The 14239-nt window shown below is 58.5% G+C and carries 12 protein-coding genes and 1 pseudogene; 3 read left to right on the top strand and 10 right to left on the bottom strand.

Annotated elements, in window-relative coordinates; genetic code table 11:
• Positions 1-159 precede the first annotated feature (159 nt).
• Positions 160-1737, bottom strand: a complete 1578-nt coding sequence (locus tag NW837_RS07230; RefSeq protein ID WP_414330236.1) for a phospholipid carrier-dependent glycosyltransferase — start codon at positions 1735-1737, stop codon at positions 160-162.
• A 211-nt stretch (positions 1738-1948) separates the two neighbouring features.
• Between NW837_RS07230 and ilvB the strand changes: the two are divergent.
• Positions 1949-3748 (top strand): annotated as a pseudogene (ilvB, locus tag NW837_RS07225) (biosynthetic-type acetolactate synthase large subunit); the annotation flags it as partial.
• A gap of 297 nt (positions 3749-4045) precedes the next feature.
• Here ilvB and NW837_RS07220 read toward each other — a convergent pair.
• The 4 genes from NW837_RS07220 to NW837_RS07205 form a co-directional block, all read right to left on the bottom strand.
• On the bottom strand, positions 4046-5653 hold the full coding sequence (locus NW837_RS07220; RefSeq protein WP_414330234.1) for a glycoside hydrolase family 57 protein: 1608 nt from the start codon (positions 5651-5653) through the stop codon (positions 4046-4048).
• Between the two features lie 159 nt (positions 5654-5812).
• Entirely contained in the window at positions 5813-7288 is a 1476-nt protein-coding gene (gene glgA, locus NW837_RS07215) for a glycogen synthase GlgA (RefSeq protein WP_414330233.1), read from the bottom strand.
• A 551-nt stretch (positions 7289-7839) separates the two neighbouring features.
• Positions 7840-8265, bottom strand: a complete 426-nt coding sequence (locus NW837_RS07210; RefSeq protein ID WP_414330231.1) for a DUF2996 domain-containing protein — start codon at positions 8263-8265, stop codon at positions 7840-7842.
• Positions 8266-8345: 80 nt separating this feature from the next.
• Positions 8346-8711, bottom strand: a complete 366-nt coding sequence (locus tag NW837_RS07205; protein WP_011432289.1) for an NAD(P)H-quinone oxidoreductase subunit M — start codon at positions 8709-8711, stop codon at positions 8346-8348.
• 114 nt (positions 8712-8825) lie between these two features.
• Here NW837_RS07205 and NW837_RS07200 point away from each other — a divergent pair, with 114 nt between their 5' ends.
• On the top strand, positions 8826-9914 hold the full coding sequence (locus tag NW837_RS07200; protein WP_414330230.1) for a radical SAM/SPASM domain-containing protein: 1089 nt from the start codon (positions 8826-8828) through the stop codon (positions 9912-9914).
• Positions 9915-10009: 95 nt separating this feature from the next.
• On the opposite strand, the gene ylqF is transcribed toward NW837_RS07200, so the two are convergent.
• The 3 genes from ylqF to NW837_RS07185 form a co-directional block, all read right to left on the bottom strand.
• Positions 10010-10861, bottom strand: coding sequence for a ribosome biogenesis GTPase YlqF (gene ylqF / locus NW837_RS07195; protein WP_414330227.1), 852 nt, complete (start codon positions 10859-10861; stop codon positions 10010-10012).
• 455 nt (positions 10862-11316) lie between these two features.
• Positions 11317-11811, bottom strand: a complete 495-nt coding sequence (locus NW837_RS07190; RefSeq protein ID WP_414330224.1) for an N-acetyltransferase family protein — start codon at positions 11809-11811, stop codon at positions 11317-11319.
• Between the two features lie 68 nt (positions 11812-11879).
• Positions 11880-12044 (bottom strand): DUF6464 family protein, encoded by a 165-nt coding sequence (locus NW837_RS07185; RefSeq protein WP_414330238.1) that lies wholly within the window; start codon positions 12042-12044, stop codon positions 11880-11882.
• 302 nt (positions 12045-12346) lie between these two features.
• Between NW837_RS07185 and NW837_RS07180 the strand changes: the two genes are divergently transcribed.
• Positions 12347-13429: an Mrp/NBP35 family ATP-binding protein gene (locus NW837_RS07180; RefSeq protein ID WP_414330222.1), complete on the top strand. Its 1083-nt coding sequence runs from the start codon at positions 12347-12349 to the stop codon at positions 13427-13429.
• Here the strand turns inward: NW837_RS07180 and NW837_RS07175 are convergent.
• Entirely contained in the window at positions 13426-13794 is a 369-nt protein-coding gene (locus NW837_RS07175; protein ID WP_414330220.1) for a hypothetical protein, read from the bottom strand. The two genes, NW837_RS07180 and NW837_RS07175, sit on opposite strands and share 4 nt — an antisense overlap.
• A gap of 64 nt (positions 13795-13858) precedes the next feature.
• Positions 13859-14239: BamA/TamA family outer membrane protein (locus tag NW837_RS07170; RefSeq protein WP_414330219.1), on the bottom strand; the 381-nt coding region annotated here is incomplete at its 5' end.

The following is a 14239-nucleotide window of genomic DNA, read 5'->3' as shown; positions in this document are numbered from 1 at the left end:
GCCAGTGGACGGCGGGGAGAGTTGGCAGAACTCGGGCAAGATCGGGCCATGACGTTTCCACTACCTCCACCACAAGGGTTTCGCGAACCTCGCTCCATCTTTCGGTAACGGAGCGCCGCATTTCACGAAACAAACTTCACAAAGCTTACCATGCCTCCCTTAGATCCAGTTCAAGCCGGGGATGGGCGGCAGGTGCAGCGGGGGCTGTTGGCAGGATTGGGGGCTGAAACAGAACAGCGGCACCGGGCTAGAGCGAAACCACATGCGGGCGTAAAATCCGCTTGGGCTGAGGGGCAGGCCAAGCCAAACGGGGAAAAAGAAGACAAAGGACGCCAAAACCAAGGCCACCGCCGTGATGCTCGCCCCGCGCCAAAAGCGGCGATAGCTCTGCCAGCCCAGCAGCACCAACCAAGCCAGGGCTAGGGTGCTAAACGCCAGGGCGCTCATGTAGTGGTAGATAAAAACGCAGCGGCTGACCCTAAACCAAGGCAGGTAATTGGCCGCATAGCCGATCAAAATGAAGGCTTCGAGACCGTGAAAGCGGCGGATCCCTCGCCAGACGAGCACCAAGATGGATCCCGTCCCCAGCCACCACAGCCAAGGATTGCCCACGCCATGAACAGCTTGCCAGAGGTTGCCCTGACTGCTGAAGTAGTAGGCCACGGGGCGGCCCAGAATTGGCCAGGACCAAGCTCCTGCCGAGGCCAAGGGCGTAGTCAGCCAAGGACGCAAAGCCGGGAACCAAGCCACCAGGGATCGCAAGCTGGTGGAGCAGTAGGGGTGAACAGGGGTCTCTTCGTTCACCACCAGGTGGGCTGCCATGTGGCCGCCGTAGATGGATTGGTTGATGAGCACCAGGGATCGGAAATAATTCTGGATGCCCGTCCAGCTCCAATCCAGAGTTAGTCCCTGTTGGGGATTCAGCTGCAGGTGCGGGATCCACTGAATGGCATAAAAGGCCAGCGGAGCGAGGACGAAGCAAAACACATAGTGCCACCAGCGCAGATGACGAATCTGGATCAAAATGCCCAACCGTGGGATCCACTGCGGGCGCAGCCAGACTACCCCCCAGACGAGGATCCCCAACAGAGCAAACATGAAGGTAAACCAGAGGCCATTCCACTTCACCGAAGCTGCCGCCCCCAACAGGATCCCGGAGCAAGCAAAGTGAGCAGCCCGTCGCCAACCTTGGTCTTCTAGACCTCTGAGCAACAGAATGGTCGCTGCCAGCCCAAAGGCTACCAGATACACGTTGATCAGGCCAAAGCGGGATTCCACCAGAAACACCCCATCAGTCAGCAGCAAAGCCCCGCTCAACAGGGCAAAGCCCACGTGGTAGGTGAGGCGGTAGGCTAAACCGGTCAGCAACAGAGGGATCAGGGATCCGCAAAAAGCAGTGGCGAAGCGGAATCCCCACTCGTTGCGGCCAAACACCTGAATGCTAAGGGCAATGAAGTACTTGCCCAAGGGGGGATGCACATCGTAAAAAGGCTTGCCATCCAGGTAGTTCTGGGCAAACTCCGGGAAGTACACCTCATCGAACACAGGTGCCGGGAACTCGTCCAGCCGCCACAGGCGCAACCCCAGACCCACCAGAAAGATCCCCAGCGCTCCCCATACCAGCCACTGTCGGGATCCCACAGCACTGTGCGGGGATCCGAGGATGGGCACAGCTAGCAGCAAGCTGCCCTGAGACCGCTCCGGCCCGGGGTCAATGGGGGTTGGCTCTCCAGTCATGGATAGGGCACTCTCAACACTCCGGCGAGGATCCCTAGGGATCCCCAGTGTTACTTTAGCCGACCGTGAAAGCCTAAGCGATTCCAAAGCAAACCACTGCTAGACTGTAGAATTGAATACAAAGTTGGCCAACTTCTGGCCAGTACCCTGTCTGCGCTGGCGCTCCTGAGAGCGGGCGTTTGACGTTCGGTCATCTCAGTGGGGAGGAGACACCGTGGCGACTGGTGGATATGCGTTGGTGGACAGCCTGCACCGGCATGGGGTGCAACACATCTTTGGCTATCCGGGGGGAGCCATCCTCCCCATCTACGACGAGCTGTACAAAGCCGAGTCTCAGGGGCTGCTCAAACATTACCTGGTACGCCACGAACAAGCGGCTGCCCACGCCGCCGACGGATATGCTCGCGCCACTGGCAAGGTGGGGGTGTGTTTTGCTACCTCTGGCCCAGGGGCGACCAACCTGGTGACGGGCATTGCCAACGCCATGATGGACTCTGTACCGATGGTGGTCATCACCGGGCAGGTACCTCGCCATCTGATCGGCACCGACGGCTTCCAGGAGACGGACATCTTTGGCATCACCCTGCCCATTGTGAAGCACTCCTACGTGGTACGGGATCCGCGCCAAATGTCTCGGATCGTGGCAGAGGCTTTTCACATTGCCGGGACAGGGCGGCCCGGGCCGGTGCTGATCGACATCCCCAAAGATGTGGGCCTGGAAGAGTTTGACTATCAACCTGTCAGCGAGATCAACATCCCCGGCTACAAGCCCACCGTGCGAGGCAACCCACGGCAAATCCATGCGGCGGCCAAGCTGATCCTGCAGGCCAAACGGCCCTTGCTGTATGTGGGAGGTGGAGCGATCATCTCCGGTGCCCACGCCGAAATTGCCGAGCTGGCCCACACCTATCGGATCCCGGTGACCACCACCCTCATGGGCAAAGGGGCTTTCGATGAGAACGATCCCCTGTCGGTGGGGATGCTGGGCATGCACGGCACGGCCTATGCCAACTTCGCCGTCACCGAGTGCGACCTGCTCATTGCGGTGGGGGCCCGCTTTGACGATCGCGTGACCGGCAAGCTAGATGAATTTGCCAAGCACGCCAAAGTCATTCACATCGACATCGACCCAGCCGAGGTGGGCAAAAACCGTGCGCCCGATGTGCCGATTGTAGGGGATGTGCGCACTGTTCTGGTGGAGATGCTGGCTCAACTGAGCAAAATGCCTTCTACTCCAGGCCTAACTCAGGCCTGGCTGGATCGGATCGAGCGCTGGAAGCGGGACTATCCCCTGCAGGTGCCCAGCTACGAAGGCGTGATTGCCCCCCAACAGGTGATCGATGCCTTTCGTCGTCATGCTCCCCACGCCTACTACACCACCGATGTTGGCCAGCATCAGATGTGGGCGGCGCAGTTTCTGCGCAACGGGCCGCGCCAATGGATCTCCAGTTCTGGGCTGGGCACCATGGGCTACGGGTTCCCCGCGGCAATGGGAGTCAAGGTAGCCCTGCCTCACGAAGAAGTCATCTGCATCAGTGGCGATGCCAGCTTCCAGATGAACATGCAAGAGCTGGGCACAGTGGCTCAGTACGGCATTGCCACCAAAGTGGCCATCATCAACAACGGCTGGCAGGGCATGGTGCGGCAGTGGCAGCAGGCCTTCCACGGCGAGCGCTACTCCCACTCGGATATGTCTCCCGGAATGCCGGATTTTGTCAAGCTAGCCGAGGCTTTTGGGGTAAAAGGGATCCGCGTCGATCACCCCGATCAACTGGAAGATGCCATCCAGGAGATCCTCAAGCACGAGGGGCCGGTAGTGGCCGACTTTGTGGTCAAGCGGGACGAAAACTGCTACCCGATGGTGCCTGCCGGCAAAGCTAACTATCAGATGATCGGGCTGCCGGAGAAGCGGCAACTGGAACAAGCCGCCGAGCTGATCTACTGCCCCAATTGCGGCACCAAAAACCCCACCCTGCACAAGTTTTGCGCCGAGTGCGGCACCAAGCTCTAGAACCGACGGCCTGACCATTCGGCTGGGGAAGGCGGGCCCCAGCAGCAGGGAGTCTTCGGGGATATCGGGGCTACTGAACAAGCCAGATTAAAACGCTCCCTGAGCGCTCTGCGAGGCCAACACGAGCGACTCCTGCCCCTTTCCCAAAAGGAGAGGAAGGTTGGGATCAGCGCAACGAACGGAGGATCCCTCCTGCCCTGGGGTAGTTCGATCCCCTCAAGGAGGGTAGCCGGAAACTTCTGCCTCTGGTGTCTCTGGCGGTCGGAAGCAGGCACCCTCCAGACCTGCCCAACCGGCTTAGAGGGGTCGGTAAACCCGGTAGTTGATATTGGGGAAGATGTTGTCCATGTATTCCACCTTGGCCAGCCACTGCTCCTCTTCAGGGGTGGCTTTTTCTCGCCGAAACTGACCCTCTTTGATCTTCTCGTAGAGGTGGTTGAAGCGCAGCAGATGGGACTTGGTGCGGCGCACTGCATAGGGAACCATCGTCCCCGTGCGCATGATAAAAGCCCAGTCAGACGATTGAGCCAGTAGCAATTCTCGCGCCGCCTGGTTCAAGGCCCGCCATTCTAGGTCATCGGCAGGCTCGCGACGGCTCAGCTCGATCATCCGCTCGGTAGCCTTGTGCAGGTGGGGGTAGATCCAGGCGTTGGTGGGGTTGAGCCAGTACTCGTGGAAGCCGCGCGCCCCCCAACTGGACTGGGCAGGTTTGCACACCTGCTGGGTGGGGTTCTCCCGCAGGTACTCCGCCAGGTGAGTCATGCGGTAGGTGTTTTGGTCGAAGTAGCTCTTGCGGATGAGAAAATCCAAAAACCAAGGGCCCTCGTACCACCAGTGGCCGAACAACTCCGCATCGTAGGGGGCCACCACCAGCGGCGGGCGGCCCATGACGCTGTACAAATATTCGATTTGCCGCTGGCGGTTGAACATAAAGTTGCCCGCATGCTCTGCCGCTTTCTCCCGCGCCCAATAGGGGTCGTAAAGCTGCTTTTGCCCCAGGTCCAGGTTGCGCCCGGTGATGCGGTGGTACTTGATGCCGGTGTTTTTCCGCTGGCCGTTGGGCATGATGTAAGGCTTGATGTACTCGTAGTCGGCCTCATACCCTAGGTCTTTGTAGAACTCGCGGTAAACCGGATCCCCTGGATAGCCCACCTCTGCCGACCACACCTGCTGCGAAGACTCGTGATCCCGCCCGAAAACGGCGACGCCGGTCTCGGTAAAAATAGGGGCGTACATGCCGTAACGAGGCCGGGGCTTGGCGTAGAGAAGACCATGGGCGTCGGTGATCATGTAGCGCAGGCCGGCATCGGCAATCATCCGCTCCAGCCCTTGGTAGTAGGCGCATTCCGGCAGCCAGATCCCCCGCGGCCATTGGCCAAAGTGCTCGTTGTAGTGCTCACAAGCTACAATCAACTGCGCCCAGACTGCCTGAGGGTACATCTGCATCAAGGGCAGGTAGCCGTGGGTAGCCCCACAGGTGATGATCTCCAGGTTGCCGCTGTCTTGAAACTGCTTAAAAGCTCGCACCAGATCCCGGTCGTAGCGCTCCCAGAGATCCCGCACCATGGCAAACTGCTTGATGTAGTGCTCCGCCAGGTAGCGAATGTGGCCGTTGGTGGCGTTTTTGTCGTACTCCAGCTGGGCCAGCTCTTCCAATTTGGTTAGGTAGTGGTCGTAGCGCTCCTGCAGCAAGGGATCCCGCAGCATCGACACCAAGGGCGGCGTCAGGGACATGGTGAAGCGAAAGTCGATGCCATCTCGCTGTAGCCCCTCGAACATGTGCAGCAGCGGCACATAGGTCTCCGTGATGGCTTCGTAGAGCCATTCTTCCTCCAGCACAAAGTCTTGCTCAGGGTGGCGCACAAACGGCAGGTGCGCGTGGAGTACCAAGGCGAGATAACCCATGGCAGCCGGGGATCCTTACAGACAGGGAAAGATAACGGAGCAGACTTGCCCTTCTCAGCAGCAAATCTGTAGAGAAGGTTAAGCCCAAGATTGCTACCTATCGTCCAGCATTTCGTCCTTGGGGTCAAGAGCTGGGATCGCTGGGGATCGCTGTTGGGCTCAGCGGTGACGAATGAAGTCGTAGATCTCCAGATACTCCTTGCCAGGATAGTTCCAGGAGTAGTCGTAGCTCATGCCTTGAATCTGCAGTTGACGGAACTGGTCAGGAGCGGTGTACCAAAGGTCGATGGCCCGATCCAGAGCCGACTCCAAAGCAGCTAGATCTGTGTGATAAAAGACGTAGCCGTTGCGTTGCTCGGGCAATTTGTGGGGATCGTAGTCGCGGTCGAAGACGGTATCCACCAGGCCACCCACTCCTCTCACCACCGGAACTGTGCCATACTTCAAGCCAATCATCTGGGTGAGTCCACAGGGTTCGTAGTGGCTGGGCACTACGATGATGTCTGCCCCCGCATAGATAAGGTGGGAAAGTTCTTCGTTAAAGCCCAACTCAATGTGAACATCGGGGTTGTTGTTGAGGTAGCTTTTCTCGTGGGCAAACCAAGCGCCGATCCCTCGCTCCGTAGCGGATCCCAGCAGAACAAATTGGGCATTTTTGAACAGGGAGCGGTAGATGGCATGATGCACCAAATGCACGCCCTTTTGCTCGTCCAATCGCCCGATATAGGCCACGATAGGCTTGTCAACATCCTGCAGTAGCAGCCGATCCCGCAGAGCTTTTTTGTTTTTAGCTTTATTTTCCAGCGTTTGAGCAGTGTAGCGCACGGGGATAAAGCGGTCGATCTCCGGGTTCCAAATGTCGTAATCGATGCCATTCAAAACGCCGCGAAACTTGTGCCGGTGCAAGTAGAGGGTATGGCCAAGTCCATAGCCGTAGTCGCCAAATTGCACCTCCAGCGCGTGATTGGGAGAGACCGTAGTGACAAAGTTGGAAAAAACAATTCCCCCCTTCATAAAGTTGAGAGAAAAGGGGTTGAAGTTATCGCGCAAACGGTCGTAGTGGAAGTAGTAGGGTTCGCGGTTGAGGCCGGTAGCCCAAAGAATCTCTGGGCCGCCAAAGCCTTGGTGTTTGAAGTTGTGAATGGTGTAGCACACCCGCTGGTTTCCCATGCCGTGGTACTTGTAGATCTCAAACAGCAGCACCGGTACCAACCCTGTCTGCCAGTCGTGGCAATGGATGATGTCGGGGCGCTTGTTGCTTTGTAGGAGAAACTCTAGAGCCGCCTTGCTGAAAAAAGCAAAACGCATGTTGTCATCCGGGCAGCCGTAATAACACCCGCGATTGAAGAAGTTATCGCCCGAGTGGGGCTCAATAAAAAAGCAAAGGCGGCCATGCACCCAGCCGCAGTACACCGAGCAGTGAATGGCTCCCCCGTACCAGGGCACCCAGAGATCGCGATAGGCGTCGTGCAAACCCCAGATCTGGTCGTAGCGCATCGTGTCGTACTTGGGCAAAACCAGCTCGACACAGTGGCCCCGCACCTCCAGCTCGCGGCTGAGGCCGTACACCACATCCCCCAGTCCCCCCGCCTTGATAACCGGGGCGCATTCAGACGCAATCTGCACGATGTACATTTCGAGACCTCCCGTAGCACCGCCTTAGCTTTCTTTACAAACGATAATCTTTTTGGCCTCGACAGAACATCCCTCCCAATGGCAAGGGATCCCTGCAATTAGGGATCCTCACTTTAGATAACCTCTGGGCAGACTGGGTTCAGGCTCAAGCGGCGCCATTTGCTCAGGAACCTGATCTACGGGAGCAGCTCTCTACGGAATTAGGGTCATTTGATTCAAACTAGGGCCCTGCACCCCCACTCAAAACGTTGGTCGCGTCAGCGTTGCGGAGCGATAATGCACAAGGCCAGAAGGCTTTTCTCAATAGCCCAGGCGTCTTACCCTAACCTGAAACGGCTATGAACGGTTGACCCCGGCATATGGGCACCGTTCTTCGATCCGAGTGTGCAGCTCATCTTCCGAGAAAGCAGCAACCGAAGTACCCTGTTTAGGATCTAGGCATGCCAGAGAACGGGGCCGGATGGATCCCGGCTTTGCCAAACCAGAACGTTTTTCACATGGGATCCATGAGCACCGTTCCTCAGGCAGGGATCCTTCAAGGTCACGCGAACTCAATACCACTGCTGAGCGTAAAGGCGCTGCACCAAATAAAACACGAATAGGTTGACATCCACGCGCCGCTCGTCGATCATAAAAGACTCGATGGTGCTGGCCGGGGATCCTTCGGTGGTACAGCGGAAGAACTTGCGGCCATTCAAGGATCCCTCAGCAAACAGCACGCTAAATTGCTTCTTGCCTCCTGCAAACGCGCCGACCAGCGTCTTGCCTTCCAGGCGCAGCTCCAGATCGTTGACCCCACGCTTTTGAAAAGCCGCAATGGCTGCCGGGATCACCTCTTCCGTGATCTGTTGCTCGAAGGGCTTTTCTTCCTTAGCAACTTTTTTCGCAGCGGCTTTGGGGGAATCCTCAGCAGCAGGCTTGGCAGCTTCAGCGGGTTTCTCGGCAGCAGCGGCCTCGGGGGTGGGTTCTCCAGACATGGGGAAACGCTCCGACAATCAGATGGGTAAAAGCCTTAGATGCAGAACAATCAAAAACTCTGTCCAGAACCGGCAAAGAGCTAGCCCTTGGGGATGTATTGGCCGACAATTTCTTCAGCAGGGATCTGGGGAAAGCCCATGCTGAAGTTGGGGGCACGCCCCTGCAGGTTATAGGCGATCTCCCCTTGCTTGAGCAGGGAGCGGATGAAATGTTCCAGGTCAGACCCAATGCGGCGGATATTGTACTCGGTCAAGTCTCGCCCCCGGTATTCTTCCACCAACTCTTCGAAACGGGCATAGACCTTTTGCAGGGCAGCATCAGTCCAGACCAGCTCGTTGTCCGGATCCACATCGAGGGTAAACAGGTCGTCGCGGGGCACGAAGTTGTTGTCTGCAGTAACTTCACCGGCAAAAATGTGGACGTGGCGAGTGGTGCATTTCAGCATTGCGATGGCTCCGCTCCGGATCTAACCTGATAAACAGCGTATCACTACCTAGCGCTTGTGGGGGATCCGCTATTTGCCCTCGACTTGTTCCGGCCCTCTCTATGTCTGCTGTTAATGTCTGCTGTTATTCCCCAACTGGAACGCCTGCACATAGAGGTGACCAACGTTTGCAACTTTAAGTGCGAGTTTTGTCCAGATGGGATCATGCAACGGCGGCGGGGGCACATGGAGCCCGCTCTGCTGGAGCAGATTTTGGAGGAAGTAGCGGCAACAGGGCTGGCCCGCGTGATGGCTTTTCACCTGATGGGGGAGCCGCTGCTCTACCCATACCTTTTCGAGGGTATTCGCAGGGCCGCTGAGCTTGGCCTTCGCCTGCACCTGACCAGCAACGGCAGCACCTTTGCCCTCTGGCCGGAGCACATTGAAAAGCTGAACCGCAGCCCCTTTGCTAAGCTAACCATTTCCCTGCAAACTCCCGATCCAGTCACCTTCAGCATTCGCGGAGCACCTCCCCGCCTCACGCCGGAGCGCTACTTTGCTGGGATTACCCAATTTCTGCAGGTGCACTTGCGCTCCTCCAGCCCTACGCAGGTGCATCTCAAATTCCTGGATACTAGCCCCCACCCGTTTTTGGTGCCGCATAAGGCTCTTTCGGTGATCGATTCTGCACAGCAGATGCGCGCTCAGCTCTCGGCTTGGGCCAGACGAGCTTTGCAAGGGATCCCGGATGCACCGGCTCTCGATTGGGTAGAAGCCCAGATTGCTACTTACCGACCGGGCCGCTGGCAGCAGATCCGCATCCATCCCCGCTTGGTTTTGGAAACGTTTCCCTTGGACAGTTGGGGCAACGTGGAGACAGACCGGGTAATCCCAGCTCGCTGGGGATACTGCAATGGCGCTTCCGGTCAGGCGGGGATCCTCTACGACGGCACGGTGGTGCCCTGTTGCAAGGACTATGAAGGGCAAATCCCGCTGGGGCAAGTGACGCTGGGGGGATCCCTGGCCGAGATTTTGCGGGGCCAACCGGCCTGTGCGCTGCGGCGGGGGTTCAATCGTCTGCAGGTGAACCATCCCGTTTGCCAGCGCTGTATGGGTGGAGACACTTGCATCAAAGCCTTGGCCAGACAAGTGGGTTCCGTTGTCTACTTCAAGGTGTATCGGCCTTGGAAACAGAGGCTGGATCCCGGTTGGGGACAAGTGTAGACAGTTTCGGGAAAAGTCAACGCCCCACAGCAGCGGTTTCCCTGCCGTGGGCATAGCAACAACGTGACTTTCTTTCGTGATTTCTTCTAAGGGGCTCAAGCCTTGGGAGGGAGTTCCAAGGCCAGCGGCCCCAGCAAGCCCTTGCGGTAGTCGTTGAGAACTTGCCGTGCCGCCCGCTGGGGATCCCCTTGATACCGCCGCTCGGCCAACTCCTGCACTGCGGCACCACCGGGAGGGATCGGATCCGGCCAACCGTAGCGCTTTTGCAAGAGAGATCCGGCTTGGGGCTGCACCCTCAGCACTTGATCCAAAAAGTGGGCCGCCACCCGTTCGGGATCGTAGGCCGCTTCGCCGATGTCATCGCAGATGGCCAATAGAGAGGCCGCCTGTTGATCCGGCAGAGAGGGCGGTATGATGCCCGGCGAGTCCAACAGATCCAACTCTCCCCCCAGCCGCACCCACCGCAGTTGCCGCGTCACCCCAGGACGTGCTGCGCTCTCAGCTGCCCGCCGCCCCAACAGTCGATTCAGCAAAGCAGATTTGCCCACATTGGGAAAGCCCACCACCACCGCCCGAACGGCCCGCGGTCGCATTCCCCGCTGTTGACGCCGCATATTGACCGATTGCCCCAGTTGCAAGACCGCCTGCTTGAGGCGATTCACCCCTTCTCCTGAGCGGCCATTGGTGGGATAGACAGGGATCCCTTGCCGTAAAAAATACTCCTGCCAAGCTTTCAGATCCCCAGCCTCAATGCAGTCCGCCCTGTTCAGAGCCAGGAGGCGAGGTTTTTCCCCCAGCCACCGGCCCAGCTCAGGATGACGACTGGCCAACGGGATCCGCGCATCCAACACCTCGATGACTGCATCCACCCGCTGCAACTCTTCCCGCAACTGGCCAATTGCCTTGGCAATATGGCCGGGATACCACTGGATGGCCGGAGAACTCATGCCGCCAGAACCCTAGAAGTGGACAGCAGAAATCAACAGTGGGATCCAATCTAGCCCGATTCCCCAAAAGAGGCTCGACCTGCCGGCTGAAGTAGCCAATAATACAACGTGAGTGCCGCTGGGATCCCTTTCCTGGGCAACCTAATGTTTAACCAACGGGGGTGCGGGGGCAACAAGCCCCGCGCTCTACCCGCAGGGTTAGCGTCGGGATACATGGATCCCTGCATGCTATACCATTATCTTTTTAGTACCCAGGAATGCTGGGGAAGGGAAACCACCTGTCCAGTTGTTCTGTCGGGGGTCGTAGACCTAGACAAGTGGCGTGGGGTAGGAATACCCAACCGCGAGGTAAAGACTCCATCCCGCTGACGCCAAGGGAAGCCCGCGCTCTGTCCGTAGGACGAGCGCCGGGAGGATGTCACGAATGCTAGCGTCTGTAACAGAGGGGAGCTTGCTCAAGATCGACAGGGATCCTCAGCCAGCCGAGCCAAAGCTTCCAAATCAGCACCCACCACGCGGTTGAGAATCCATTCGGGATGTTGCTGGGCACCCATGCGTCGATAGAACTCAATCGCCGGCTGGTTCCAATCCAAAACCATCCACTCCAGCCGCCCATATCCTTTGGCCACCGCCTCCTGAGCCACCCGTGCCAAGAGCGCTTTGCCAATGCCTCTGCCGCGAAACTCCGGCAACACGAACAGATCCTCAAGGTAAATCCCTGGTCGGGTCAGGAACGTGGAAAAATTGCGGAAGTAGAGGGCAAATCCCACCGCTTGCCCCTCCACTTCTGCCAACAACGCCGAGGCCAAAGCCTCTGGGCCAAACAAATAGTGGCGCAACAGATCAGCGGATCCCGTTACCAGGTGGCTCAGCTTCTCGTACTCGGCCAAGGCGCAGATGAGGTCAAACAAAACGGGCACATCTAAGGCGGTGGCAGGACGGATTTCCATACTTTTGCCTGGCTTCACAACCAATTCCTTGAATTTCCTGAGATACCGGCACGAGAACAGACCACAGTTTATTCTTGTTGTGGACAGAACGCCCAGGCAGCATCTTTTGGACGCGCAGCGTGGTGGGGGCAGCGGCAGGGGCCCAGAGGACTCACCGCACAAGGCAGGTAGGGTGACCGAGAAAAGTAACGGCAGAAGAGATCCCAGGCCGAGTCAGAAAAGAGAGTTGGCATGGCCCGGCGCTCGTCCCCGATTGAGAGGCGGCGGGATCCCCTCTTTTCCAGCAGAGGGATCAACTGCGCCAAGAACGTCAGCCCTAACCACAAACCAACTCCCATGACCAGTGCTTGCACGATCGTTCTCCTTCACTCACCCGTTCAAGAGTGTCGCCTTCCGACCCCGATAGCCTAAGTCAGCTTGTTTCGGCAGAGCTAGAGCGGCAGCCAGTTTTGGAGCTGTCCTTCCCTGCCGACGAGAACCCGAGAAAAACCGATTAGAGTGAAATATGGACTGACCCGCTGAGCCTTCCGATTCCATGACCACCTCCACCCTTGATGCTGCTGCCATCCTTGAAGCGTTGCGCCCTGTTCAAGATCCGGAGCTGCGCCGCAGCCTGGTGGAACTGAACATGATCCGGGATATTCGCGTCGAGCCTGGGCGAGTGGCCTTTACCCTGGTGCTGACCACGCCGGCCTGCCCTTTGCGGGAATTCATTGTCGAGGAGTGCAAAGCTGCCATCCGCCGGTTGACCCCCATCGAAGCCATTGATGTTACGGTAACGGCAGAAACCCCCCGTTCCCCTTCCCTGCCGAATCGCCAGTCCATCCCCGGTGTGCGCAACATCATCGCCATTTCCAGCGGCAAGGGGGGAGTGGGCAAAACTTCGGTGTCGGTAAATGTGGCGGTGGCGCTGGCCCAAAGTGGAGCGCGGGTGGGGCTGCTGGATGCCGACATTTACGGCCCCAATGTGCCGCTGATGCTGGGCCTGCAGGATCGGTCTCTGGTTGTGCAAAAACGGGAAGATGGCGGCGAAGACATCTTCCCCTTGGAAAATTACGGCGTCAAGATGGTGTCGATGGGCCTCTTGGTGGGACGGGATCAGCCGGTGATCTGGCGGGGGCCAATGTTAAACGGGGTGATCCGGCAATTTCTCTATCAGGTGCAGTGGGGAGAGTTGGACTACTTGGTTGTGGATATGCCCCCCGGCACCGGCGATGCTCAGTTGACCCTAGTGCAGGCAGTGCCGCTGGCAGGAGCTGTGATCGTCACCACGCCCCAATCGGTGGCCCTGCTGGACAGCCGCAAGGGCTTGAACATGTTTCGGCAGTTGGGGGTGCCCATCCTGGGCATTGTGGAAAACATGAGCTACTTCATCCCGCCCGACCTGCCGGATCGCCAGTACGATATTTTCGGCTCAGAAGGGGGAGAGACCACGGCCCGCGAGCTTGGTGTCCCGCTGCTGGGGCGGATCCCGCTGGAAATCGCCCTGCGCCAAGGGGGAGATATGGGTACGCCTATTGTCATCGGCCAACCTGAGTCGGCTTCAGCCCGGGCCTTGAAGCAGATTGCCAAAACCTTGGCAGGCCGCGTTTCCATGTTGGCTTTGGGGGCAGGCTAGAAGCGCTCTGCTTCCACCAACGAGACCCCGAAGCTGCGTCCCCCCACCACAATCCCCTCTTGGGCCTTGCCGCGCACGGTCACTGTGCTGTTCATGGCCGGCAGCCCCTTGCCGGTGATGACCCAGAGGGAGCCGCTGTTGTCTTGGATCTCATACACGCCCTGGCCGAACACCCCTATCTGGTTGACCACGCGACCGCGGATATACACATCGGTGTAGCGGGAGGGATTTTGCTCTACGGTGGCGATGGGGGTTGTGCCGATGCCCAGCCGCGCCAGTTGCCCACACCCTGCCAGGGCTAAGCTGAGGCCCAGCAGGAGCGCCAGGGATCCGCCGCGGAACGATTGGCCAAGTTGCTGTTTCATGGGTTGCTTCCATTACGAGCACCTGCTCCCACCATAGCAAGCCGGCAGCCGATCCACGGCCAAGTCAGAACTTCTCGCCAATGCCGAAGTGCAGTTGACCTTGGCCGGCTCCACCTTGCCCGATGGCGTAGTCGATGCGCAACGGCCCCAAGGGAGATTGGATGCGAATGCCGACCCCCAGCCCCAAACCACTGCCCGGCTTGTTGCGCACCGCTGCGGGATTGCCGGCCACCGCAGCTCCACTGCCCAGATCAGTGCCGTAGTCGGCGAAAACCACGGCTCCCACCGGGTCAAAAAGGGGGAAACGCAACTCGGCGGTTGCCGTAGCAAAGCTGCGACCGGAACCGATACCCCCCTCAAAAAAGCCCCGCACCGAGTTGCCGCCACCAATGGCAAAAGCATCGTAGGGAGCCAAGTCGCCGATGGTCGTGCCTGCTCGCACATC

Source organism: Synechococcus sp. R6-10 (genome assembly GCF_047461815.1).
Taxonomy (GTDB): Bacteria; Cyanobacteriota; Cyanobacteriia; order Thermostichales; family Thermostichaceae; genus Thermostichus.
The sequence above is the reverse complement of the archived record's forward strand: the minus strand, read 5'-3'. Positions and strand labels throughout refer to the sequence as shown.

Excerpts from the sequence above, each read along its gene's own strand:
- NW837_RS07230 (WP_414330236.1), bottom strand. The coding sequence starts at position 1,737 with ATGACTGGAGAGCCAACCCCCATTGACCCCGGGCCGGAGCGGTCTCAG.
- NW837_RS07220 (WP_414330234.1), bottom strand. The coding sequence starts at position 5,653 with ATGGGTTATCTCGCCTTGGTACTCCACGCGCACCTGCCGTTTGTGCGC.
- glgA (WP_414330233.1), bottom strand. The coding sequence starts at position 7,288 with ATGTACATCGTGCAGATTGCGTCTGAATGCGCCCCGGTTATCAAGGCG.
- NW837_RS07210 (WP_414330231.1), bottom strand. The coding sequence starts at position 8,265 with ATGTCTGGAGAACCCACCCCCGAGGCCGCTGCTGCCGAGAAACCCGCT.
- NW837_RS07205 (WP_011432289.1), bottom strand. The coding sequence starts at position 8,711 with ATGCTGAAATGCACCACTCGCCACGTCCACATTTTTGCCGGTGAAGTT.
- NW837_RS07200 (WP_414330230.1), top strand. The coding sequence starts at position 8,826 with ATGTCTGCTGTTATTCCCCAACTGGAACGCCTGCACATAGAGGTGACC.
- ylqF (WP_414330227.1), bottom strand. The coding sequence starts at position 10,861 with ATGAGTTCTCCGGCCATCCAGTGGTATCCCGGCCATATTGCCAAGGCA.
- NW837_RS07190 (WP_414330224.1), bottom strand. The coding sequence starts at position 11,811 with ATGGAAATCCGTCCTGCCACCGCCTTAGATGTGCCCGTTTTGTTTGAC.
- NW837_RS07185 (WP_414330238.1), bottom strand. The coding sequence starts at position 12,044 with ATGCCAACTCTCTTTTCTGACTCGGCCTGGGATCTCTTCTGCCGTTAC.
- NW837_RS07180 (WP_414330222.1), top strand. The coding sequence starts at position 12,347 with ATGACCACCTCCACCCTTGATGCTGCTGCCATCCTTGAAGCGTTGCGC.
- NW837_RS07175 (WP_414330220.1), bottom strand. The coding sequence starts at position 13,794 with ATGAAACAGCAACTTGGCCAATCGTTCCGCGGCGGATCCCTGGCGCTC.